The sequence below is a fragment of the Streptomyces smyrnaeus genome (genome assembly GCF_017676345.1).
Lineage (GTDB): Bacteria > Actinomycetota > Actinomycetes > Streptomycetales > Streptomycetaceae > Streptomyces > Streptomyces smyrnaeus.
Map to the genome: position 1 here is coordinate 65024 of NZ_JAFFZM010000022.1, position 22421 is coordinate 87444.

The 22421-nt window shown below is 72.4% G+C and carries 19 protein-coding genes; 13 read left to right on the plus strand and 6 right to left on the minus strand.

Annotated features, from left to right (window positions below):
* Positions 1–27 precede the first annotated feature (27 nt).
* The gene (gene leuE, locus JW613_RS29120; RefSeq protein WP_209213868.1) at positions 28–675 is read left to right on the plus strand and encodes a leucine efflux protein LeuE; all 648 of its coding nucleotides are present in this window, start codon (positions 28–30) and stop codon (positions 673–675) included.
* 67 nt (positions 676–742) lie between these two features.
* On the opposite strand, the gene JW613_RS29125 is transcribed toward leuE, so the two are convergent.
* The gene (locus JW613_RS29125) at positions 743–2554 is read right to left on the minus strand and encodes a hydroxysqualene dehydroxylase (protein WP_307866081.1); all 1812 of its coding nucleotides are present in this window, start codon (positions 2552–2554) and stop codon (positions 743–745) included.
* A 172-nt stretch (positions 2555–2726) separates the two neighbouring features.
* Here JW613_RS29125 and JW613_RS36655 point away from each other — a divergent pair, with 172 nt between their 5' ends.
* From JW613_RS36655 to JW613_RS29160, 7 genes are all read left to right on the plus strand, one after another.
* Positions 2727–3764, plus strand: a complete 1038-nt coding sequence (locus JW613_RS36655) for an SAM-dependent methyltransferase (protein ID WP_307866082.1) — start codon at positions 2727–2729, stop codon at positions 3762–3764.
* Positions 3765–3913: 149 nt separating this feature from the next.
* Positions 3914–5107, plus strand: a complete 1194-nt coding sequence (locus JW613_RS29135) for an FAD-dependent oxidoreductase (protein ID WP_209213870.1) — start codon at positions 3914–3916, stop codon at positions 5105–5107.
* Between the two features lie 20 nt (positions 5108–5127).
* Positions 5128–6036, plus strand: a complete 909-nt coding sequence (locus JW613_RS29140) for an NAD-dependent epimerase/dehydratase family protein (protein WP_209213871.1) — start codon at positions 5128–5130, stop codon at positions 6034–6036.
* A 236-nt stretch (positions 6037–6272) separates the two neighbouring features.
* Complete coding sequence (locus JW613_RS29145) at positions 6273–8378, plus strand: elongation factor G (protein WP_209213872.1); 2106 nt, start codon at positions 6273–6275, stop codon at positions 8376–8378.
* 150 nt (positions 8379–8528) lie between these two features.
* Complete coding sequence (locus tag JW613_RS29150) at positions 8529–9518, plus strand: alpha/beta fold hydrolase (RefSeq protein ID WP_209213873.1); 990 nt, start codon at positions 8529–8531, stop codon at positions 9516–9518.
* Positions 9519–9950: 432 nt separating this feature from the next.
* A complete protein-coding gene (locus JW613_RS29155; protein ID WP_209213874.1) occupies positions 9951–10406 on the plus strand; it encodes a DUF6098 family protein in 456 nt (151 codons plus the stop codon).
* Between the two features lie 230 nt (positions 10407–10636).
* Positions 10637–11782: a PP2C family protein-serine/threonine phosphatase gene (locus JW613_RS29160; protein ID WP_307866083.1), complete on the plus strand. Its 1146-nt coding sequence runs from the start codon at positions 10637–10639 to the stop codon at positions 11780–11782.
* A gap of 32 nt (positions 11783–11814) precedes the next feature.
* Here the strand turns inward: JW613_RS29160 and JW613_RS29165 are convergent, their stop codons facing one another.
* Positions 11815–12225: an ArsR/SmtB family transcription factor gene (locus JW613_RS29165; RefSeq protein ID WP_209213875.1), complete on the minus strand. Its 411-nt coding sequence runs from the start codon at positions 12223–12225 to the stop codon at positions 11815–11817.
* Between the two features lie 99 nt (positions 12226–12324).
* On the opposite strand from JW613_RS29165, the gene JW613_RS29170 reads away from it, so the two are divergent.
* Complete coding sequence (locus tag JW613_RS29170; RefSeq protein WP_209213876.1) at positions 12325–14349, plus strand: heavy metal translocating P-type ATPase; 2025 nt, start codon at positions 12325–12327, stop codon at positions 14347–14349.
* Here the strand turns inward: JW613_RS29170 and JW613_RS36060 are convergent.
* On the minus strand, positions 14346–15371 hold the full coding sequence (locus JW613_RS36060) for a methyltransferase (protein ID WP_245226460.1): 1026 nt from the start codon (positions 15369–15371) through the stop codon (positions 14346–14348). The genes JW613_RS29170 and JW613_RS36060 overlap by 4 nt on opposite strands.
* Before the next feature lie 112 nt (positions 15372–15483).
* The gene (locus JW613_RS29185) at positions 15484–16083 is read right to left on the minus strand and encodes a TetR/AcrR family transcriptional regulator (RefSeq protein WP_209213877.1); all 600 of its coding nucleotides are present in this window, start codon (positions 16081–16083) and stop codon (positions 15484–15486) included.
* Between the two features lie 141 nt (positions 16084–16224).
* On the opposite strand from JW613_RS29185, the gene JW613_RS29190 reads away from it, so the two are divergent.
* Entirely contained in the window at positions 16225–17049 is an 825-nt protein-coding gene (locus JW613_RS29190; RefSeq protein ID WP_209213878.1) for a class I SAM-dependent methyltransferase, read from the plus strand.
* Between the two features lie 164 nt (positions 17050–17213).
* Positions 17214–18095 carry an SGNH/GDSL hydrolase family protein gene (locus JW613_RS29195; RefSeq protein ID WP_209213879.1) on the plus strand — a complete coding sequence of 294 codons (882 nt, stop codon included), beginning with the start codon at positions 17214–17216 and terminating at the stop codon, positions 18093–18095.
* Between the two features lie 114 nt (positions 18096–18209).
* Here the strand turns inward: JW613_RS29195 and JW613_RS29200 are convergent, their stop codons facing one another.
* Complete coding sequence (locus tag JW613_RS29200; protein ID WP_245226461.1) at positions 18210–18680, minus strand: DUF6010 family protein; 471 nt, start codon at positions 18678–18680, stop codon at positions 18210–18212.
* A 213-nt stretch (positions 18681–18893) separates the two neighbouring features.
* On the opposite strand from JW613_RS29200, the gene JW613_RS29205 reads away from it, so the two are divergent.
* Positions 18894–19853, plus strand: a complete 960-nt coding sequence (locus tag JW613_RS29205; protein WP_209213880.1) for a GlxA family transcriptional regulator — start codon at positions 18894–18896, stop codon at positions 19851–19853.
* A gap of 24 nt (positions 19854–19877) precedes the next feature.
* On the opposite strand, the gene JW613_RS29210 is transcribed toward JW613_RS29205, so the two are convergent.
* A complete protein-coding gene (locus tag JW613_RS29210; RefSeq protein WP_307866084.1) occupies positions 19878–20597 on the minus strand; it encodes a TetR/AcrR family transcriptional regulator C-terminal domain-containing protein in 720 nt (239 codons plus the stop codon).
* Between the two features lie 103 nt (positions 20598–20700).
* Here JW613_RS29210 and JW613_RS29215 point away from each other — a divergent pair, with 103 nt between their 5' ends.
* On the plus strand, positions 20701–22404 hold the full coding sequence (locus JW613_RS29215) for a CocE/NonD family hydrolase (protein ID WP_209213882.1): 1704 nt from the start codon (positions 20701–20703) through the stop codon (positions 22402–22404).
* Positions 22405–22421: the final 17 nt, after the last annotated feature.

Genomic DNA, 22421 nt, shown 5'->3' on the forward strand with positions numbered 1-22421 from the left:
CGACAGCCGGAGAGCGGAGTGGCACCGATGCTGGGAGTGTCGAACCTGCCCACCTACGCGCTGGGGACTCTGCTGATCATTCTGCTCCCGGGGCCCAGCTCCCTGTACACGCTGTCGGTGGCGGCGCGGCGCGGCGTACGGGTGGGCTACCGCGCCGGGGCCGGTGTCTTCGCCGGGGAGATGGCCCTGATGCTGCTGGCCGCGGCGGGTGTCGCCTCGTTGCTGCAGGCCAATCCGGTGGCCTTCGCCGTGGTGAAGTACGCCGGAGCCGGCTATCTGGGCTGGATCGCCGTCGGGATGCTGCGCGGGGCATGGCAGACCTGGCGCACCCGCAAGGAGTCCGCCGGCGCCGGTCAGTCCGACGCGGCCGCGGTCGAGCGCCCGTTCCGCCGCTCCGTGCTGATCACGCTGCTGAACCCGAAGGCGATCCTGTTCTTCATCTCCTTCTTCGTGCAGTTCGTGGACCCTGCCTACCCGTACCCGGCGCTGTCCTTCGCCCTGCTGGCGGCGGTCTACCAGTCGCTCAGCATCTGCTACATCACAGTGCTGATCCTCGGAGCAAGTCACCTGTCCGCGCAGTTCAGCCGCCGCAAGCGGCTGTCGGCGGGACTGACCACCGGTGCGAGCGCCCTGTTCCTCGGCTTCGCGGCGAAGCTCGCCACGGCCGGAGGCTGACCCGCCACGGCCGGCGGCCGGGCGCTCGCGCACTGCCGCGCCGGTCGTCCCGCCCGGCGCGGCGTTCCTACAGCGGCCAGGGGCGGTCCAGGACGTGGGGGAGGCCCAGCCGGTAGCGCACGTCGTCCGCCTTGCGCAGCAGCCGCAGCTCCGGGGGGACGTACAGCTCGTGCACCGTACAGGGGTCCGCGTCGGAACCGGCGGCCTCCAGGAGGGCGTTGACCGCCGACTTGGCCGTCTCGTTGGCGCCCTCCATCGTCGCGCAGCTCAGATTGTCGCGTACGTAGTCGGAGGCAAGGAACAGGTTGGGGACGGCGGTGCGGTGGCTGGGGCGGTTGTCCCAGGAGCCGGTCTCGGAGACGATGAGCGGTTCGTCGTTGGCGGCCGTCGAGCCCCCGTCCGGGTAGCTGATCGCCGGGTCGAGGTGCCAGCTCTTGACGGACTCGTCGGGCAGCACCGTGCGTCCGGTGTCCTCCAGCGCGGCCCGCATCTGGGCCAGGGTCTCCTCGGCGATCTGCGCCGGGGTGCATTCGCGCGCCGGTTTCTTGTACACGATGCCCGGGGCGTCCCACTGCGCGATGTTCACGGAGAACGACTCGGCGACGCCGCCGTCGCCGTACTCGGCCGGCAGGTCGCGGTCCCAGTACTGGGCCTGGCTGAGGGAGACCAGCGCCCAGGGCGAGTCGAGGTAGTCGACGAAGCCGTTGAGGACGGGGGTGGGCCGGTCCAGATAGAACTGGATGCCGTTCATCCATTCGGTGCGGAGGTTGTCCATCCGGGCCAGCGCCGGATCGGCCTTGCGGAGCGCGGGGCTCCACAACTTCCGGGCGCGCTCGGCCGGAACCGCGCACACGTACCAGTCGGCCTCCACCCGCTGCCGTTCGTCACCCGGCCCGCGCACCTGCGCGCCGGAGAGCCGCCCGTCGGACCCGAGGGTGAGCTCCTCCACCGTCCAGCCGACCTTGAAGCGGACACCGCGGCGGCGCAGATACGACACCCAGGGCTGGATCCACGACTCGCTGGTCGGCGCGTCCAGGACCCTGCCCAGCGTGCCGGTGCTGCCGCGCCCGGCGAGCGCGTAGAAGTACAGCTCGGTGAGGATGCCGGTGGCCCGGGTCGAGGCGATGTCCGGGCGGGAGGCGACCAGATGCGTGGTGAGCCCGTCGGCGAACAGCTTGCGGAACTCCTCGCTCATCTCCTGCGTACGCAGGAAGTCCCGCCACGGCGTCTTCTCCCACTGCCCGAACCGCCGCTTCTCACCGCTGGTGGCGAAGATGGCGATCTGCCGCGCGAAGAACGCCGTCTCGTCCGGCGGTACGGCACCCAACTGCTGGACCAGCGCGACGACCAGCCGCTGGATCTCCTCCAGCGACGGCAGGTCGTCCGGGTTGGATTCGAGCTGCAGGTCCTCGCGGCCGCCCGAGCGCGAGTACAGCACTCCCGCCTGGGCCACCAGATGGTCGTGGACGCTCTCGTCGTCGCTGCCCGCCGCCGGGATACGGGCCATCGTCTCGGGCAGATGGTGGTAGAAGCCGGGCACGTAGCGGAACCCGTGCTCACCGGGCAGATCGCGCCGCCCGTCAGTACCGGTGCCCTTCACCGGGATGGAACGCGACTTGCCGCCCAGTTCCTTGCGCTCCCAGACGGTGACCTCGAAGCCCCGCTCGACCAGTTCCTGTGCCGCGGTGAGGCCCGCGACCCCGCCACCGAAGACGGCCACCCGGCGCTGCCCGGCCGCCGCGGCCGGTGTGGACAGTCCGCCGAAGCCGAGCACCGTCGCCCCGGCGCCCAGCGAGCCGGCGACGAAGGTGCGGCGATCGGTGCCGCGGCGCTGTCCCGGGCCGGCGGACGAGGGTCTGCCTTCCACCGCTTTCTCCACCCGTTTTCTCCTCGCTCCACAGTCCGGTGTTCCGGTCGTCGTCGCGCGCCGTGCTCTCGGATATGGCGGGAAACAGACGCTACCGGTCATCTGGTAGGCGTCAAGGGGGAGTTCTACGCTGAGCGGTCATCTGTCAATTCCTCGCCCCGGGGCGAACAGGAGGAGAATCGGCGTGCCTTCCAGCAAATGGAGCAGGACTCTTCGCGCGGCGGTCAGTCAGCCCGATCCGGCCGCCCACGCGCTTCTGCTGCGGGATTCCCAGCAGGTGACGCGGACGCATTTCCTCGCGGCCGCCGTCCACCTCGGACTGCTGGAGGCCCTGAAGACCCCGGCCCCGGTCGCCGAACTGGCCGAGCGGCTCGGCATCACCCGGACCGAGCAATTCCGTATTTTCCTCGAACTCGGGGTCTCGGTGGGGGAGCTGGCCGTCTCCTCACGGGTCTCCGGGACCGCCGCCGCCCCCGGGACGTACGCCCTCAAGGGCAGGCGGGCCCGCGCGCTCGTCGGCCGCAACGGCGGCGTCCTGCGGGCCCTCCTGGAGGAGCAGACCGCCTACCACGCCACCGTCTACCACGAGCTGCCCGAAACGCTGCGCGGCAGTGAACTCGGCGACCATCTGCCGCGGTACGCCGGGGTGATCGCCGAATCCTCCCGTATCGCGGAAGGGGTGATCTCCGGGTATGTACGCGGGGCCGTGAGCGAGGCCGAGGGCGGCCATGTGCTCGATGTCGGCTGCGGTTCCGGCGTCTATCTGCGCGCCGCGTCGGCCAGGCCGGGCAGCACGGGCACCGGGCTCGACCTGCAGCCCGCAGCCGTCGAGTTGGCCCAGCGCAATCTGCGCCGCTGGTCCCTGGACGACCGCTTCGGCGTCCGCCAGGGCGACGTCCGCGAAGCCGAGCTGGACGGCCCCTACGATGTGATTCTGCTGCTCAACAACATCTACTACTTCGCACCCGAGGAACGCCCCGACCTCTTCCGCACGCTGCGCGGAGCCCTGCGCGAGGGCGGCAGGCTGGTGCTCGTCTCGATGTTCCACGACAGCAACCCGACCGCCCTCAACCTGGATCTGATCCTGGCCTGCACCCAGGGGTGCTACGCGCTGACCACCCCGGCCCGGCTGGAGCCCGAGCTGCGGGAGGCGGGCTTCCGGCGCATCCGCACCGACCAGCTCGTCTCGGGCCAGAGCCTCTACGCCATCCAGGCAGGCTGATGGCCAACAACGGCCCCGGTCGCGGGAGTTGACAGCGCTCGGCAACCGCTGTCCCCCGAGCGGCAGGAGGCCTCGGAAGCGCTGCGATGTCCCGCGCGTGTCTTGCGCACCGCACACGCTGATGCGAATGTGGGGGCGTGGTGAGCGACGTGGCACGTCCCGCTGTGGAGAAACCCGATATCACCATCGTCGGCGGTGGTCTCGCGGGCTTGTCCACGGGCATTGCACTGGCCGAATCCGGAATCGACACGGCCATCGTCGAATCGAGAAGGAAAGCCAAGGCGGACATCTTCGGGTTTCTGCTCTGGCCGCCGGGAACCCGAAGCCTGAGGTGGTTGGGCGCGCTGCCCGAAGCGCTGCGGCACGGCGCCGAACTGGAATCCCTCACCTGGTTCGTGGTCGGCCAGGAACGCACCCGGTTGCGGGTGGATCTGACGGAGCTGGGCGCGGGCACATTCCTCGGAATTCTGCCCTCCCGGCTGGAATCCGTACTGCGGGACACGGCTTTGCGTGCCGGGGTGCGGATACTGGACTCGGTCGACGAGTGGACCCTCAGCCGGGAGCGTGCCACCTGGACGATGCGGCTGCGGCGCCCCGAGGGCCCGCTGACCCTGCGCACCCCGCTGCTGATCGGTGCCGACGGCTCCGGCTCCCGCCTCCGCGGCGAACTGGGGCTCAGCTCCTCCCGGCGGCAGCCGCGCGGCCAGGTCATCGTCACCGGCGTCGGCGGTCCGCTGCCGGCCCGTGAGTCCCGGCAGGCCCTCTCCGCGTCCGGCTCGGGGGGCTGCGTCAGCCTCGGCGACAAGGACAGCTGGCTCTACACCGTCGCCCAGGAGTCCGAGGCCGGCGACCCGGACCACGCCCTGCGGCAGTACGCCGCGGTCGATCCGGCCAACGCCCCCGCCTACGACCAGCTGCAGCGCGCCGTCGTGGTCCGCCCGTGGACCATCACCGTGCCGCGCTGGGCCACCGACGGCGCCGTACTGATGGGCGACGCGGCACACGGCATGCTGCCGCACCTGGGGCTGGGCGGCTCCCTGACCCTGGAGGACGTGCCGCTGCTGCGCGAGGTGGCCGAGGAAGCCGTCCGCAGCGGTGACTTCTGCGCCGCGCGGCTGTCCGCCTTCCAACAGCGCCGGCAGCCCCGCACCGCGTACGCCCAGCGCATCTCCGACCAGTGGGCCCGCGTCCTGTGCGGCAGCGCCCCCGGCGCACGCACGGCACGCGACCTGGCCATGCGGCGGATGGCCCGCAACATGGAGCTGGCCGAGACCTTCTACCGCGAACTGGCCTCCCCGTCCGTGCCGTCCCTCGGCACCCGGATGCGGATGATGATGCTGTAGCCGTCGAGACGGGATCACATATGACCGCACGTGACAAGCGAGGCACGGCCGCCGTCGTCGGCGGCAGAGGGTTCATCGGCGGCGCCTGCGTCGAAGCGCTGCGCGACGCGGGCTGGGACGTCGTCGTGGTGACGCACAACGCGCGGCTGGCGGCCCGGCACGACGGCTACCGCTGGGGCGACATGCTCGATCCCACGACACTGGGGCCGGCTGTCGAGGGTGCCGATGTCGTGGTGCAGAGCGCCAACTTCCCCAACTACCCCTTCGAGAAGCCGCAGCACCGGCACAGCTATCTGGAGTACGACGGTCTGGGCACCGAGCGGCTGGTACGGGCGGCCCGCGCCGCCGGAGCGCGCCGCTATGTGTATGTGGCGGGCGTCGGCGTCACCGAGAATCCGACGAAACCGTACTTCCGCGCCATCCGGCGCGGGGAACTGGCCGTCGCCGACTCCGGGATGGCACACGTGGTCGTGCGCCCGGCGTTCGTCTACGGGCCCCGCGACAACGGCATCAACCGCATCATCCGCGCCTGCCGGTACCTGCCCGTCCTGCCGCTGCCGCAAGGCGGCCGCCAGAACCACCAGCCGGTGCACGTCGACGACGTCGGCCGCCTGGTCGCCCAGGCCGCGGCGGCCGACGCCCCCGAGGGCACGTTCGAGATCGGCGGGCCCGAGCGTATGACGATGCGGGCCATGCTCAGCACCGCGTTGCGGCTGGTCGGCCGCGGCCGTCCGATCGTGGACGTCGCCGACCGGGTGGCCCGCCCCGGTGCGCGGCTGATGGCCCGCCTCCCCGGCCCGCTGATCACCCCCGACGCGCTCGACTTCATGCTGGAGGATTTCGTCGCCGACCTGGAGCCGCTGACCAAGCACTACGACCTGCGACTGACACCGTTCCTCGACGGACTGCGCAGCTACCTGGTCCGGTAGGGCGGCGCCTGCTGCCGGGCGGGGCAGGGGCAGGGACAGCTGGCAGGGGCAGCAGCCGGCACCCGGGTGCGCTCCGGCGACGACCGGGTCGCACCAAAAACGCGTTGCGCCCGGCAGCCCGGGTGGCCAGGATGTCCGGCGACCCAGCAGCCGTCCGCGGGAGAGTGAGATGCGGCGATTCCTCGAAACCACCCAGCGCCCCTGCCGGCCGACGGACTTCGAGGACTCCCGCACCCATGTCAGCACCCCGCACGGGGCACCCCACCGGTGCCCGCGTTCCGCACACCAGCGCCCACACCCCCGCCACCACCCGCAACATCGGCATCCTCGCGCATGTCGACGCGGGTAAAACGAGCCTCACCGAGCGACTGCTCTACGACACCGGCGCCAGCAGCACGCTCGGCAGCGTGGATGCCGGCAGCACCCGCACCGACACCGGAGCGATCGAACGGCAGCGGGGCATCACCGTGCGTTCGGCGGTCGCGTCCTTCGCCGTCGGCGGCGCCCGCGTCAATCTCATCGACACCCCGGGCCACTCCGACTTCGTCGCCGAGGTCGAGCGTGCCCTCGGAGTGCTGGACGGTGCCGTGCTCGTCCTCTCCGCCGTCGAAGGCGTCCAGCCGCAGACGCGCGTACTGCTGCGGACCCTGCGCGAACTGGAACTCCCCACCCTGCTGTTCGTCAACAAGATCGACCGGGCCGGAGCGCGGTACACCGCGCTGCTCACCGACATCCGGCAGAAGCTGGCACCGCACATCGTTCCGCTGAGCCGCGTCCAGGGCCTCGGTACGCGCGACGCCCGCGCGCTGCCCGTCCGTCTGGACGCCGACCCGCACGCCCGCGCTGGTGCCGCCGAGACGCTGGCGGAGCACGACGACGCGCTCCTCGAACGCGTCGTGGACGGGCCGCCGCCGACCGGGGAGGAACTGTGGGCGGCGCTGGCCGCACACACCGCCGACGGTGTGGTCCACCCGGTGTACTTCGGCTCGGCACTGACGGGGGAGGGCGTCGGAGCGCTCGTCGAGGGAATGGCCGAGCTGCTGCCCGCCGCCACCGACGCGCGGACCGGCGACCCCGCCGGCCCCCGCGGCAGCGAGCCGCGCGGCACCGTCTTCGCGGTCGAGCGCGGCCCCTCCGGCGCCAAGACCGCCTGTGTGCGTCTCTTCGCGGGCCGGCTGGCCCTCCGTGAGCGCGTCACCCTGCACCGGTACTCCCCGGAGGGCAGCCGGGAGGAGCACACCGGGCGGATCACCTTCCTGGAGGTGGCCGGCGATCCCGGACGGCACCCGGCGCGCCTGACGGCCGGAGAGATCGGGTGGGTGCGCGGACTGCCGCAGGTCCGTGTCGGCGATGTCCTGGGTGAACTCGCGGACGTACCCGAAGGCGACACCGCCGACGACGGCGCCGACACCGCCGCCGGTCCAGGCGTGGGCGTACACATCGGCACGGGTGGCGACGGTGCAGGCCAGGAGGACGGCGTTCCTCGGCACCGGCACTTCGCCCCGCCCACCCTCCAGGCCCTCGCCCGTCCCGCGGAGCCCGGCCGCGCTGCCGCCGAGCGGCTGCACGCCGCGCTGACGAGCATGGCCGAACAGGACCCGCTCCTGCATGCGCGGGCCGAGCCGGACGGCGCCACCTCGGTGCTGCTGCACGGCGAGGTGCAGAAGGAGATCGTCGCGGCCACGCTCGCCCAGGAGTACGGCGTCGAGGCGGTGTTCGCCCCCAGCCGCACCGTATGCCGCGAGCGCCCCACCGGCACGGGGGAGGCCTTCGACGGTATCGGCGCGACCGGGCGCAACAGCCCGGCGTCCAGCGGTCATTGGGCCACCGTCGGGCTGCGTGTCGAGCCCGGCCTGCGTGGCAGCGGCGCGGTCTTCCGTTACGAGACGGAGCTGGGCGCGCTGCCGCCCGCCTTCCACCGGGCCGTCGAGGAGGGCGTGCACGCCGCGCTGCGCACCGGCCCGCACGGCTGGGCCGTCACCGACTGCGTCGTCACGCTCATGCGCTCCGGCTTCGCCGGGCCGGTCAGCACGGCGGCCGACTTCCGCGGTCTGACCCGGTTGGTGCTGGCCCGCGCACTGGAACGCGCCGGTACCCGTGTGTACGAGCCGTACCACTCCTTCGAGTTGGAGGTGCCCGACGACACCCTTCCCGGTGTGACGGCGGCGCTGGCGCCGCTGGGCGCGACATTCACCGAGACGGTGCCGGGCCGTGCCGTGTGCGCCCTGAAGGGGACGATCCCGGCCCGTCATGTCTCGCGCGCGGAGCGGACCCTCCCGGGCCTCACCCGCGGCGAGGCGGCCTGGTGGTCACGTGCGGCGGGCGAACAGCCACTGTCCTGACCACCGGGTACACGGCCAGGTCGGAGGTCTTTGCCGGACTGGCAAAAGTCCTGGTGTACGAGGCTGCTGGGACACATGATCGTCAGTGAGCCGGTCGGCCATAGGCCCGGTTCCGTGCAAGGCCCGCAGTTCAGCACCCTCGGAGGGCAGATGTCTCAGCAGACAATGGACGTGACACACCGGCTGGTGTCCTCACCGGCAGGCCGGACCCATCTGGTCGAGCAGGGCACCGGCCCGCTGGTGCTGCTGGTGCACGGCTTCCCCGAATCCTGGTACTCCTGGCGCCACCAACTGCCGGTGCTGGCCGCCGCCGGATATCGCGCCGTGGCGATCGACGTACGCGGCTACGGACGCTCCTCCAAGCCTGCCGAGACGGCCGCGTACCGGATGCTCGATCTGGTGGAGGACAACGTCGCCGTCGTGCACGCCCTCGGCGAGCGCTCTGCGGTGATCGTCGGACACGACTGGGGCTCGCCCATCGCCGCGAACTCCGCCCTGCTGAGGCCGGATGTCTTCCGCGCGGTGGGGATGCTGAGCGTTCCCTACAGCCCGCGCGGCGGCCCCCGGCCCACCGAGGTCTTCGACCAGGTGGGCGGCGACGACGAGTTCTACGTCTCCTACTTCCAGCAGCCCGGCCGCGCCGAGGCCGAGATCGAACCCGATGTGCGCGGCTGGCTCGCCGGCATCTACGCGGCGCTGTCCGCCGACACCATGCCGACCGGCGAAGAGCCCGACCCGCATTTCGTCGCCCCCGGTGGGCTGATGCGTGACCGCTTCCCGATCGACAAGCTCCCCGCCTGGCTGGGCGAGGGCGACCTCGACTTCTACGCCGGGGAGTTCGAGCGCACCGGCTGGAGCGGGGCTCTCAACCGGTACCGCAACATGGACCGGGACTGGGAAGACCTCGCCGACTTCGACGGCGCCCCCCTCACCCAGCCGTCGCTGTTCGCCGGCGGCGGGCTGGACGCCTCCACCATGTGGCTGCGCGACGCCATCGATGCCTACCCCACCACGCTCCCGGGCCTGCACTCCTCCCACATCCTGGAAGGCTGCGGCCACTGGATCCAGCAGGAGCGTCCCGAAGAGATCAACGGGCTGCTGACCGACTGGCTCGCGACGCTGCCCGCCCCACCCGCCTGAACCGCCCGCCCGGCCCCGGCCGCCTGAAGCCGACCGCCTGAACCCGGCCGCCCCCGCAGGAGCGCACGCTTCCTGCGGGGGCGTTTTCGACAGGGCCGCCCGGCCGGTGTGCCGGTGTCCGTTACCCCTGGTGGAGGAGGGGAACCCGGGCCTCGACCGTCAGGGCGCCGGCGTCTGGTGCGGAGGGGCGCCGGGGAGCGCCGGGAGCGTCGAGGAAGGGAGTGACCAGGTGACCGAGGTACGGGACATGATGACCGGAGGCGCCGAGCGCGGCGGCCCGAACGGCAGCGGTCTGCCCGACCCGCCGACAGGGGACCGGGGGGAGGCTCAGCCGACCACCTGAGATGCCGCCGTCACTGCCCGACCGGCCGGAGGCGGGTACGGGGGTGGCGGGTACTCGCGTGCGGCACCGCCCTGTGACAGGAGTCGATCATGGACCCCACGGCTGCCATGCCCGTCTTCACCACTCTGGACGCGGTCACCGACCTGGTGGCCGGGCGCCGCAGCTTGTATGTGCGCTGGTCGCGTGGTCCTTCGGTCGATCTGCAGCGGGCTTCGAGCATGGACGACCTGACGGGCGTCCGGATGCCGGGGCTGTCGGCCAGTCCGCTCGATGTGGAGGAGTGGTGGGGAGACCGCCCCACGCGGGTATGGGTGGCCCGCCGCCTGTACGACTACTCCCATCTGCCGCGCGTCAAGGACTCGCGCACCCGTCCCTGGTTGCTCAGGGGGCAGGAGATGGGCCGCGGCCCCGACAACGAGCCGCTGGTCCGGGCTGTCAGGCCGCTGGGCTGGATCCATGACCGCGTCATCGCCGAGGCGGACGCCGTCATCACGCGCCAGCCGGGCCGCTGGGGCCCCATACGCCGGGACGGCAGCGCCCTGTGACTCCACGCCGCCCCTCCGCGGCGGGTCGCCCGTGAGCGGCGGTATGCCGATCTCCATACGATGGCGTACAGAGCGAGGTCGCCCCCGGCGGCCGACCGCCCCACGGGTGGCCGGCGTGCCCGACCGGGCCACTCCAGCTCGGGGCAGGCGGGCGAGACGTGCGGCAGAACCTGCGGCCTCGGCGGTGCGGGCAAGCGCGCAGCGGCACGATCGAGGGGCAGGATGTTCGGGTGCGTGAGGTGTGGGTGTGGCGACGGATCTACCGGTGGGTGCCCGTGGGCGTGCTCGTGCTCGCTGTCGGGCTGGATCTGCTGGCGCGGCAGTGGGTCTCCACCGCGCCCCTGCTGGCCGTGGCGCCGGTGGTGGCCGCACCGGTGCTGGAACCGCTGACGATCATCGCCGTGGGCGTCGCGGCCATGGCGGCACACGCCGCGCTGGCCTATTCGGAGGGTACATTCGGGCCGCAGAGCGGTATCGGTACCCAGCTCACCCTGGTGGCGATCACGGCGCTGGCGGTCGGGCTGAACCGGACCCTGCGCTCGCACCATGCCACCGCTGACAAGGCCCGGCACGCCGCCCAGGTGGCTCAGCAGGCGGTGCTGCCCACCCCGCCGGAGCGCACCGGTGGCCTGGAGGTGGCCGCACGCTACGTCCCGGCCGACGAGACCGCCCTGATCGGCGGCGACCTGTACGTGGTGCAGGAGACGCCGTACGGGGTGCGTGCCATGATCGGCGACGTCCGCGGCAAGGGGCTGTCCGCCATCGCGGTCGTCAGCGCGGACATCGGTGCCTTCCGCTACGCCGCCGACCACTGCGTCGACCTGCCCACCGTGGTGGAGACGCTGGAGGAGACGCTCGTACGGGAAGGGGAGCGGCAGGGCGGGCTCGAACAGACCGAGGGCTTCACCACGGCACTGCTCGTCGAGTTCACCCGCGATCTGGAGCAGATCCGGCTGGTCAACCGCGGCCACCCGGCACCGCTGCTGCTGGACCCGGCGGGCCACGCCCGCCTGCTGGAGCCCGGTCAGGAGGCGCCGCCGCTGGGGATCACCACCCTCGGCTCGTGGGTCTCTCCGGTGGAGACCTATGAGCTGCCGCCGGGCGGCACGCTGCTGTGCTTCACCGACGGCGTGACCGAGGCACGGGATCGCAGCGGCACCTTCTACGACCCTGCCGACCGGATCTCGCGGATGCTGGACGCCTACCGGCGCAACACCGGATACCCGGCGGATCCGCAGACCGTCCTCGACTTCCTGGTCACCGATGTGCACCGGCACAGTGCCGGCCCTGCCCAGGACGACCAGGCGCTCCTCGCCCTCACCCGCCCGCTCCGCCGCACGGATCTGCTGGTCCCGGCGCCGCCGCCGTCTCCCTGAGGGTCCCCGAGGCCACCGTGCCGGGGCGCCCGTCACGGTTCGGCCAGGGCGCGCCGGGGCTCGTCCGGCTGTGCGACTGCCTCGCCGGGGGCGTCCGTGAGGCCGAGGCTGAGGTGTTCCACATGGTAGAGGGCCTGGTCGAGGAGGGCCGCGACGTGGTTGTCGTGCAGCGTGTAGACCACCGAGCGGCCCTGCCGGGTTCCGGTGACCAGGCCGAGGTTGCGCAGCAGCCGCAGCTGGTGGGAGCAGGCTGACTGCTCCATGCCGACGGAGGCGGCCAGCTCGGTCGCCGCGCACGGCCCCTCGCGCAGGCGCGCCAGGATCAGTAGCCGGGACGGGGTGGACAGGGCCTGGAGCGTGGTGGCGACCTGCGGCGCGTTCTCCGGGGTGAGACGGGTGCGCGGCGCCGCGTCGGGTTCGGGGGTGTTCGCTCCATGGCCCATGGGTACCATCCTACGGAGCCGGACGCATGAATGGCTGTTCAATCATTCCTGTACGGTGAGGACGTCGCTTCCCCTTTCAGCGAAGGACCCCGTCTCGTCATGGTCTCCACGCTCACCGAGCCCGCCGCGAAGCCGCTCACCCGCCCGGCCGCCCCGCGTCGGCGTACCCGGGTCCTGGCACTGCCCGAGGTGCGCTGGGCACTCGCCGCACTCGCGCTCTTCCTGCTCGCCCTGCCGCTCGACCTGCTGGGTGCTCCGGCCTGGACATGGGCACCGCTGTTCGCCGCCACCTACGTCACCGGAGGTTGGGAGCCGGGCTGGGAAGGGCTGAAGGCGCTCAAGGACAAAACGCTGGACGTGGACCTGCTGATGGTGGTGGCCGCGCTCGGCGCCGCGGCGATCGGGCAGGTGCTGGACGGCGCGCTGCTGATCGTCATCTTCGCCACCTCGGGCGCACTGGAGGCCCTCGCCACCGCACGGACCGCGGACTCGGTCCGCGGTCTGCTCGACCTCGCTCCCGCGACCGCGACCCGGCTCCGGCCCGACGGCGGTGAGGAGAGCGTGGCCGCGCAGAGCCTCACGGTGGGCGACATCATCCTGGCCCGCCCCGGCGAGCGGATCGGTGCCGACGGCCGGGTCCTCGACGGGCAGAGCGAGGTGGATCAGTCGACCATCACCGGCGAACCGCTTCCGGCCGTCAAGCAGGACGGTGACGAGGTGTTCGCCGGCACCGTCAACGGCACCGGTTCACTGCGCGTGCGGGTGGAGCGTGATCCGGCCGACTCGGTACTCGCCCGGATCGTGGCGATGGTCGAGGAAGCCTCCGAGACCAAGGCCCCCACCCAGCTGTTCATCGAGAAGGTCGAGCAGCGGTACTCCCTTGTGATGGTCGCCGCCACCCTGGCGCTGTTCGCCGTGCCCCTCGCCTTCGGCGCCGCACTGCAGCCGACGCTGCTCCGGGCGATGACGTTCATGATCGTCGCCTCGCCCTGCGCGGTCGTACTGGCCACCATGCCGCCGCTGCTGTCCGCGATCGCCAACGCCGGACGGCACGGCGTGCTGGTGAAGTCCGCGGTCGTCATGGAACGCCTCGGGCAGACCGACGCCGTGGCCCTGGACAAGACCGGCACCCTCACCGAAGGCACCCCCCATCTGGCGGACCTGTGCCCGCTGCCCGGTTCGGGGCTCACCGAGGACACCCTGCTGAGCTGGGCGGCCGCGGCCGAGCGGGACAGCGAACACCCGCTGGCCCGCGCGGTCGTGGACGCCGCCCGGAGCCGCGGCCTCCCACTTCCGGACGCCGACGGCTTCTCCTCCACCCCCGGCCTCGGCGTCACCGCCACCGTCGAGGGCCGTCGCGTCCGGGTCGGGGCACCCGGCCGCCTCCTGGACCCGGCTGCCGGCCCGCCGGCCGCCCCCGCTGTGGACGAGGGCGCACGGCGGCCCGGCGACGCCGCCCGGGAGGCGGTGCGGCAGCTGGAGGGAGCCGGGCGCACCGCCGTGGCGGTCCTGGTGGACGGCCGCCCGGTCGGTGTGTTGGGTATCGCCGACCGGCTGCGGCCCGACGCCGCCCAGGCGGTCGCCGCGCTGACCTCCCTCACCGGTGCCCGGCCCGTCCTGGTCACGGGCGACAACGAGCGGGCCGCCGGGCTGCTGGCGGCGCGCACCGGCATCACCGATGTCCGTGCCGCGCTGCTGCCGCAGGACAAGGTCGGCGCCGTCCGGGAGCTGGAGGCGGCGGGGCGCAAGGTGCTGGTCGTCGGCGACGGAGTCAACGACGCGCCCGCACTGGCCGCCGCGCACACCGGCATCGCCATGGGCAGGGCGGGCTCGGATCTCGCGCTGGAGACCGCCGACGCCGTGGTGGTCCGCGACGAACTCGCCGCCATCCCCACCGTGGTCAACCTCTCCCGCACCGCACGCCGGCTGGTCGTGCAGAACCTGGTCATCGCGGGTGCCTTCATCGCCGTCCTGGCCGGCTGGGACCTGATCGGCACCCTTCCGCTGCCGCTCGGCGTCGCCGGACACGAGGGGTCCACCGTGCTCGTCGGCCTCAACGGGCTGCGCCTGCTGCGGGACGCGGCCTGGCACCGCGCCCATGTCGGCCCGGTCGGTGGTGACTAGAGGAACCTGGCCGCCTTCGCGGCCAGCTGCCGCTCCAGGTAGTCCGCCGCGTCCTCCGGCCGCATCCGGGCGAGGGCGACCAGGCCCGTGATGACCACATCGGCCACCTCGGCGTGCACGTCCTGCCAGCCGTGGCTGTACCCCTTCCGGGGATTGGTGCCCTGCGCGCCGATGACGGCCTGCGCCGCCTCGCCCGTCTCCTCGGCGAGCTTGAGCACCTGCAGCGCCCACTGCTGTTCCGGTGCCACGCCGCGCGCGTCGCCGTGCGCGTCGAAGGTGCGGGCGAGTGCGGTGACGGTCGGCCAGACGCCGCGCCGCACGCGCCCCTCGTCGCCGGTGACCCCCGCACCGGCATCGGCCGCGGCGTCGGCACCGGCCGCAGCACCGGCACCGGCCGAGGCGGGCGGCACCGGGCGGCTGTTCTCCTCCGGGTCGAAGCCGTGCGGGGCACCGCGCAGCACCAGCATCGCGAGACCTTCCGCGTCGAACCGCTCCGCGCGCTCCCAGCCCTCGGTCAGCAGGCCGATCTCCGTTTCGTCCAGGGCGATGCCCCGCCGGCTGTCGGGCACCTGATCGGCCAAGGGCGTGATCACCACCAACCTGCCGCCGGGACGCAGCCGTTCACCGAGCCCGTGCAGCAGGCGGGCCCGGTCGCGCAGAAAGGGGCAGACGAGCCGGAGGGTGACGAGGTCGTAGCCGTCGTCACCCAACTCGGCCAGGTCCGCCCGCTCGACATCCAGGTGCAACCACCGCACATCCCCGTTGTCGGCGTACCGCGCCCGCGCGTGGGTGAGGGCGCTGTCGGCGCAGTCGACGGCGTCCACCCGGTAGCCGAGCCGGGTGAGGTGGTCGGCCAACTCCCCGGTGCCGCAGCCGACGTCGAGCGCGGTGCCGCCTTCCGGGGCGGGAGCGTGCTCGGCGAGCAGCGTACGCTCGGCGTCACCGAGTGGCCGGAAGCGGCGGCCGTTCGCATAGTGCCGGTCCCACTCCTGCGGCGTGGTGTACGACGTGTTGTGTCCCAACGGGGTGCTCCTCACCTGTGCCGCGGTGTCCTTTCTGTGGTGGCAGCCGCGGGCCTGCCCCCCTCACCTCCTGCCACCCCGCGTCGGCGCGGAACCCCTCAGGGTCTCGCGTTCATGGCCGCGGTTCACGCACGACACCGGTCAGTACCGCCGTCACGGACTTGCGGACGGCCTCGGTTCCGGGCGGTGCGCTCTTCCGGTCGGCGAACAGCAGATGCCCTGCCCCGACGAGAGTGGGAGCGAGCGTGTCGATGTCGGCGTCCGCCGCGACGCGGCCCAGTTCGCGTTCGGCGGTGAGGTAGGAGGCGACCATCGCGGTGGCCTCCGCCAGCAGCGGGATGCCGGTCGGCCTGCTGCGACGCAGTCGGGCGCGCAGGCCGTCCCGGGAGACGAGCAGGCCGACGAGGGCGACGGCGACCGAGCCGAACAACTCTGTCAGCGCGCCGGTGAGGTTGTCGGCGACGGTGCCGGTCCCGGCGCGGTCGCGCAGGGCCGCCGCCTGGCCGTCGAGCCGGGCGATGCGGTCCTCCACGAGTTCGGCGAGGAAGGCGTCGAAGTCGGCGAAGTGCCGGTGCAGGACGCCCTTGGCGCAGCCTGCCTCGGTGGTCACCGCCCGGCTGGTCAGCGCGTTGGGCCCGTCCCGCACCAGGACGCGTTCGGCGGCGTCGAACAACTGCTCGCGGACGTCGCGGATGGCCACCCCTGTCGGCACTGTCGCTCCTTGTCTCCCGTCGGTTCCGTCTCTCGGGTCTCTCTTCGGTGTTCCGCCACCGGCCGGCCACGGGACCGCACCTTCGCTACGCGGCAGGGTATGCCCCTTGGCGAGTGGGCACATGCCCACTACAGTGGGCACATGCCCACTGTATCTCCGGAAGGGCCGCAGCCCTCCGTGTCCGAATCTCACCTGGCCCGTCACATAGCCGAGTCCTTCGGCGTGGATGCCGAACGCTACGACCGGGCCCGCCCCCGCTACCCCCGAGCCCTGGTGGAACGGATCGTCGCCGACCGCCCCGGGCCCGACGTGCTCGACGTCGGCTGCGGTACCGGCATCGCCGCCCGCCAGTTCCGAGCCGCCGGCTGCCGGGTGACCGGCCTCGAACCCGATGTACGGATGGCCGAGTGGGCGCGACAGCGCGGGCTCGATGTCGAGGTGGCGACCTTCGAGGCCTGGGACCCCGCCGGCCGGACCTTCGACGCCGTCGTGGCCGGACAGGCCTGGCACTGGGTGGACCCGGTCGCGGGAGCCGCGAAGGCGGCGGAAACACTGCGTCCCGGTGGCCGGCTGGCGCTCTTCTGGAACGTCGAGCAGCCGCCGCCCGAGGTGGCCGAAGCCTTCCTCGAGGTCTACCGCCGTGTGGTGCCCGACGCGTTGCCCTCCCGGCGGCAGCCGAGCGACGCCGCTCCGTACGCGGCGCTATGCGACAAGGCGGCCGACGCGCTGCGGGAGGCCGGGGCCTTCGGCGAGCCGGAACAGTGGCGGTTCGACTGGGAGCAGTCCTACACCCGGGACGAGTGGCTGGACCTGCTGCCCACCATGGGCGGCTTCACCCGGCTTCCACCGGCCGAGCTGACGGAGTTGCTCGCGGGCGTCGGATCGGTGGTCGACTCCCTGGGCGGCGCTTTCACCATGCCCTACGCCACGGTCGCCGTGACGGCCCGGCGCGGCGACGTCGGCTGACGCACCGGCAGCACCGTGGGCCGCTCACCGCCACGGAGTCCGGAGCCGGTGCTGCCGCACCTCTTGACGCCCCGTGACGCCGACCACATATTTACCTCTCAGTGCAACTGGCCAGTAACTGCCGGCAGTGGTCCCGCCTTTCCCCACTCACGAGAGGTACCGCCATGCGCGTACGCATGCCCAGCTGCCGTGCCAGAACCGCCGTGGCCCTGGCCACCGCCACAGCCGCCGTGACCGCCGGCGCCGGGCTCGGCGCGAGCCCGGCGCTGGCGGAGGACACCACCGTCCATCGCTATGTCGCCCTGGGCGACTCCTACGCGGCGGGGTCCGGGGTGCCGAACACGGTCGACGACACCTGCTCCCGGTCCGACCGGAACTACCCCTCACTGGTCGACGCCGCGCTCACCCCCGGTGCGCACAAGGACGTCACCTGCGGGGGCGCCACCACCGAAGACCTGTACTCGGCCCAGTCGCCCTCCGTCGCCCCGCAGTTGGACGCACTGAGCGCCGACACCGACCTGGTCACCCTCACCATCGGCGGCAACGACATCGGCTTCGGCGACATCATCGTGCGCTGCGTCACCCTGGGGCTGGTCAACCCGCTCGGCTCGCCGTGCAAGAGGAGCTACACCTGGACCGGCCAGGACCAACTCGCCGCCACCATCGACAAGACCGCCCCCAAGATCTCCGGCGCACTCGACGCCATCCGCGCACGCGCACCGCACGCCGAGATACTGATCACCGGCTATCCCGCGATCCTGCCCGACGACGGCAGCAACTGCCCCTTCGTCGTCTCCATCGCCAAGGGCGACGCGCCATGGCTGCGCGACACCCACAAGCGTCTGAACACCATGATCGCCAAGCAGGCGGCGGAGCACGGAGCCGTGTACGTCGACACCTACGCCAAGTCCATCGGCCACGACGTGTGCAAGCCCGCCGGTACCCGCTGGATGGAGCCGCTCATCACCGACGCGGCGGCGCCCTTCCACCCCAATGCCGCCGGGGAGAAGGCCATGGCCGACGCCGTACTCGCCGCCGCCCGCTGACCCGGAGGCCCGGAGGCCCGCACCGCAGGCATCACCTCCCGCTTCGGCGGGCACCGCACGGCGGCACCGCACGGCCTCGGGCCGGCCGGTGCCGCCGTGCGGCTGAGTACTCGGTCAGGAGCCGGTCCGCTCGCCGGAGGCGAGTGACTCCGACAGGCCGAGGTCAGCTGCCGCCGCCCCGCCTGCCGCCGTCTTGCGCCGCTTGCGGCGGAGCAGTTCGATCAGCGACGGACCTCCGCGCAGACACCACAGCGCGATCACCGGGTCGCAGATGGCGCAGCCCATCGAGGAACTGTGGAAGAAGGGGATGATGGGGTTGCCCTTGAGGTGGTGCACGATGTCCCACGCCGTGTGCAGCAGCCAGCCGATACCGATGAACGTCCACGACTCCAGGCCGCGGTAGGCGACGTAGGTGGCGAGTGCCGCGAACGCGAATTCCCACCCGCCCATGGCACCCCCACTGAGGTAGGCGGCGCCGGCCCCGCCGACCATGATCGCGTTGAAATGCCGCCGATGCGGCTCGCGGATGAGCGACATCAGCAGGGCGTAGAGCAGACCGACGAAGATCGGCGAGATGTACAGCATGACGTTGACGTACCTTTTCCGGGAATGCCGCCCATGGTGAGGCAGGATCGGGAGCTGGGGCGACCTCACGCTAAGCCGCTGCCGGGTGCCTCCCCAGAGGCATTGGTGACAGGTCTCAACGGGTTGTTGCCAGCGCCCATGACCTGGTCGGGGAGGGGGCTTGAGGCCGGTACCGGACGTGGCTGTTCTCCGGTGGGCGGTTAGGTTCTGGACATGCACACGGTCGCTGTCCTCGCCCTCCGCAAGGTGATCCCGTTCGACCTTTCCACCCCGATCGAGGTCTTCACCCGCGCCCGGCTGCCCGGCGGCCGCCCCGGCTACCGGATCCGGGTCTGCGCCGAACAGCCGGAAGTCGACGCCGACAGCTTCACCCTGCGTGCGCACCACGGTCTGGAGGGAGTGCGCGGCGCGGACACGGTGATCGTTCCCGGCACCTCGGAGCCGATGGCCCCGCCGACCCCTGCCGTCCGCGCCGCACTGCGGCAGGCCGCCGCCGACGGCACCCGTATCGCCTCCATCTGTTCGGGCACCTTCCCGCTGGCCGCCTGCGGCCTCCTGGACGGCCTGCGCGCCACCACCCACTGGGTCGCCGCCGACCGGCTCGCCGCCGCCCACCCGGACATCGAGGTGGACCCGGACGTGCTCTACGTGGACAACGGGCAGTTCCTCACCTCCGCCGGCGCGGCTGCCGGGCTGGACATGTGCCTGCACATGATCCGCCGCGACTACGGCTCGGCCGTGGCCGCCGACGCCGCCCGGCTGTCGGTGATGCCCCTCGAACGTGAAGGCGGCCAGGCGCAGTTCATCGTCCACGACCACACGCCCGCGCCCACCCCGGCGGGCTCGGCCCTGGAACCGGTGCTGAGCTGGCTGCGGGACAACCTGGCGCGTCCCCTCACCCTCGACGACATCGCGGCGCACGCCGGTGTCAGCACCCGCACGCTGATCCGCCGGTTCCGGGAGCAGACCGGCACCACACCGCTGCAGTGGCTGCATCGCGCCCGTATCCGCCAAGCCCAGCACCTTCTGGAGAGCACCCGGCACCCGGTCGAACGCGTCGGCGCCCAGGTCGGGTTCGGCTCACCCACCGCCTTCCGCGACCGCTTCAAGCGCACCACCGGTGTCAGCCCGTACGCCTACCGCCGCAATTTCGCCTCACCGCCCGGCCGTTGACCGCTACCGGGCTCCGGCGGCGGATCAGTCGGTGGCCAGTCCGTCGATCAGCCGGTTGAGGAACCGGGTGAACATGGCTTCCGGCTCCAGCGGGCGCCCCGGTGCGGCAAGGACCTCGGCGAGTTCCGGGTGGCGGCCGTCCGCCGCGACAGCCTGCAGATAGCGGGCCTCGGCGGCGGCCCGTTGCGGCGGGTGCGCGCTCCCGGCCCGGGTGACCTCGTGGCTCACGTACCCGGCCACGAACGCGGTGAGCTGCGCGAAGGCCTCCAGTTTCGCCGCGCCGTCCAGCCCGGTGGGACGCAGTGCCGCCAGCGCCCGTTCCAGAAAGGCGAGGGTGTTGGGGCCGGGCGTGCGGTGCGTCGCCAAGGTGACCGGGAGCCAGGGGTGCCGCAGCATCAGGGCGCGCTGCTCGTGGGCGATGGCCTTGAGGTCGGCACGCCAGTCCCCGGTGGGCGCGGTGTCCGTCGGGAGTTCACCGCTGACGTGGTCGGCCATCAGCTCCAGCAGTGTCTCCTTGTCGGGCGCGTAGCTGTAGAGCGACATGACGCCGGCTCCGACCTCGGCGGCCACCCGCCGCATGGTGACCGCGTCGAGCCCTTCGGCATCCGCCAGCGCGACGGCCGCCGCTGTGATCGCCTCGCGGGTGAAGGCGGGTCTGCGTCCCTTGCGGGGCCGGTCGGGGGTCAGCCAGAGCTGCTGCGGGTCGACGCCCGTACCACCACCGGAGTCGCCACCACGCGTCACGGTCGTGGGCTCCCTTCTCCTCGCCGGTGTGTGTCGTGCGGAAGCCATCCAAGCATTTACACTTCCCGTACGCTGTACGAGAATGAAATGAGTGGAGGACCCGATGACGTCAGCCGCGCACGACGCCGCGTCCCGGCCTGCCTGGACGCCGCCGAAGGGAAAGCCGCCGCTGTCCGCGCGGATACTGCGGGCGACCTGGCGCGGGCTCCCCGCCGCCCGGCACGCCGTCGGCCGGGAGCCGGGTCTCGAGGTGCCGGCCGCCGACGGCAGCCCACTGCTGACCGACCACTACTTCCCCCGCAGCCCGGGCGACTTCCCCACCCTCCTCGTGCTCTCGCCGTACGGCAGGGGAGTGCCGTGGTCACCCATGTACGGCGTCCTCTTCGCCGAACAGGGATTCCATGTGGTGCTGCAGAGCTGCCGCGGCACCGGCGGCTCGGGCGGCCGGTTCGACCTGTGGCGCAACGAGGCGGCCGACGGACACGCCACGGTGGCCTGGCTGCGGGAACAGCCCTGGTTCGACGGCAGACTGGGAACGGTCGGCCCCAGCTATCTCGGCTATGTGCAGTGGGCCCTCGCCCTGGACCCGCCACCTGAACTGAAGGCGATGGCCGTCCAGATGGGCCTCCACGACCCGTACGACCTCTTCCACGCCGACGGAGTGCCCCGCCTGGAGAACGCGCTGGCCGTCGGTGTCGGTATGACCTACCAGCACCAGGGAACGGCGGCCTTCGCCAGGGCGACACTGCGCCTCCAACGCCGACTGCGCGCCATCACCGGGGCACGCCCGCTACGCAGCGGGCACCTGACCACCCTCGCTCAGGAAGTGCCCTGGCTGGAAGACGTACTGACGCACCCGGACGCGGAGGACCCGTACTGGCGCGGCGCTTCGACGGCCGACGCCGCCGAACGGCTCACCGTGCCCACCAGCCTGGTCACCGGGTGGCACGACACCCTGGCCGACCAGACCTTCGCACAGTACGACAGGCTGCGCCGGGCCGGGTGCCGGACCGCCCTGCTCGTGGGGCCCTGGACCCACACCTCCGCGCTCCAACGGGGCTGGCCCGAGGTGTTCACCGAGAGCCTGGGGTGGCTGCGGGCGCAGCTGTGCGACGACCCCTCCGGGTTGCGCTCCGCGCCGGTACGCGTGCACATGGGGGGTGCGAACACCTGGCGGGAGCTCGACGACTGGCCGTCCTCCCCGGCAGCCACCACCTCCTGGTTCCCCACCACGGAACGGCACCTCACCCGGCAGCCGCCCACCGGCTCCGCGCCGGTGGCCTCCTTCGTCCACGACCCGGCGGACCCCACCCCCTCCCTCGGCGGCCCGCTGCTGTCCCGTACCGCCGGGCCCCGCGACAACGCGGCCCTGGAGCGGCGGAAGGACGTGGTGACGTTCACCGGCCCGGCACTGGCCGAACCCGTCGAGATCCTCGGCCCGGTCTCCGCCAGACTGAGCGTCGTCACGGACACCGGGCACGCCGATGTCTTCGCCCGACTGTGCGACGTGGACGCGAAGGGGCGCTCGACCAACGTCTGCGACGGGACGGCCCGGGTCCGTACGACGGGACGGACGCCCGCCGCCGTCACCGTGCCGATGAGCTCCACCGCCCACCGCTTCGCCGCCGGACACCGCATACGCTGGCAGATCAGCGGCGGCGCTCACCCACGCTTCGCCCGCAACCCCGGTACCGGGGAGCCGGCGCTGGAGGCGACCGAGCTCTCCCCGGTCCGGATCACGCTGCACACCGACTCGGTGCTGCTGCTTCCCGGCACCTGGCCCGAGGTTCCTGCCGACACTCCCTGACCTGCGGCGCTCCGCTA

What these genes read in the sequence shown, in the direction of transcription:
- leuE (WP_209213868.1), top strand. Translation starts at nt 28, where the DNA reads ATGCTGGGAGTGTCGAACCTGCCCACCTACGCGCTGGGGACTCTGCTG.
- JW613_RS29140 (WP_209213871.1), top strand. Translation starts at nt 5,128, where the DNA reads ATGACCGCACGTGACAAGCGAGGCACGGCCGCCGTCGTCGGCGGCAGA.
- JW613_RS29145 (WP_209213872.1), top strand. Translation starts at nt 6,273, where the DNA reads ATGTCAGCACCCCGCACGGGGCACCCCACCGGTGCCCGCGTTCCGCAC.
- JW613_RS29150 (WP_209213873.1), top strand. Translation starts at nt 8,529, where the DNA reads ATGTCTCAGCAGACAATGGACGTGACACACCGGCTGGTGTCCTCACCG.
- JW613_RS29155 (WP_209213874.1), top strand. Translation starts at nt 9,951, where the DNA reads ATGGACCCCACGGCTGCCATGCCCGTCTTCACCACTCTGGACGCGGTC.
- JW613_RS29165 (WP_209213875.1), bottom strand. Translation starts at nt 12,225, where the DNA reads ATGGGCCATGGAGCGAACACCCCCGAACCCGACGCGGCGCCGCGCACC.
- JW613_RS29170 (WP_209213876.1), top strand. Translation starts at nt 12,325, where the DNA reads ATGGTCTCCACGCTCACCGAGCCCGCCGCGAAGCCGCTCACCCGCCCG.
- JW613_RS29190 (WP_209213878.1), top strand. Translation starts at nt 16,225, where the DNA reads ATGCCCACTGTATCTCCGGAAGGGCCGCAGCCCTCCGTGTCCGAATCT.
- JW613_RS29195 (WP_209213879.1), top strand. Translation starts at nt 17,214, where the DNA reads ATGCGCGTACGCATGCCCAGCTGCCGTGCCAGAACCGCCGTGGCCCTG.
- JW613_RS29200 (WP_245226461.1), bottom strand. Translation starts at nt 18,680, where the DNA reads ATGCTGTACATCTCGCCGATCTTCGTCGGTCTGCTCTACGCCCTGCTG.
- JW613_RS29205 (WP_209213880.1), top strand. Translation starts at nt 18,894, where the DNA reads ATGCACACGGTCGCTGTCCTCGCCCTCCGCAAGGTGATCCCGTTCGAC.
- JW613_RS29215 (WP_209213882.1), top strand. Translation starts at nt 20,701, where the DNA reads ATGACGTCAGCCGCGCACGACGCCGCGTCCCGGCCTGCCTGGACGCCG.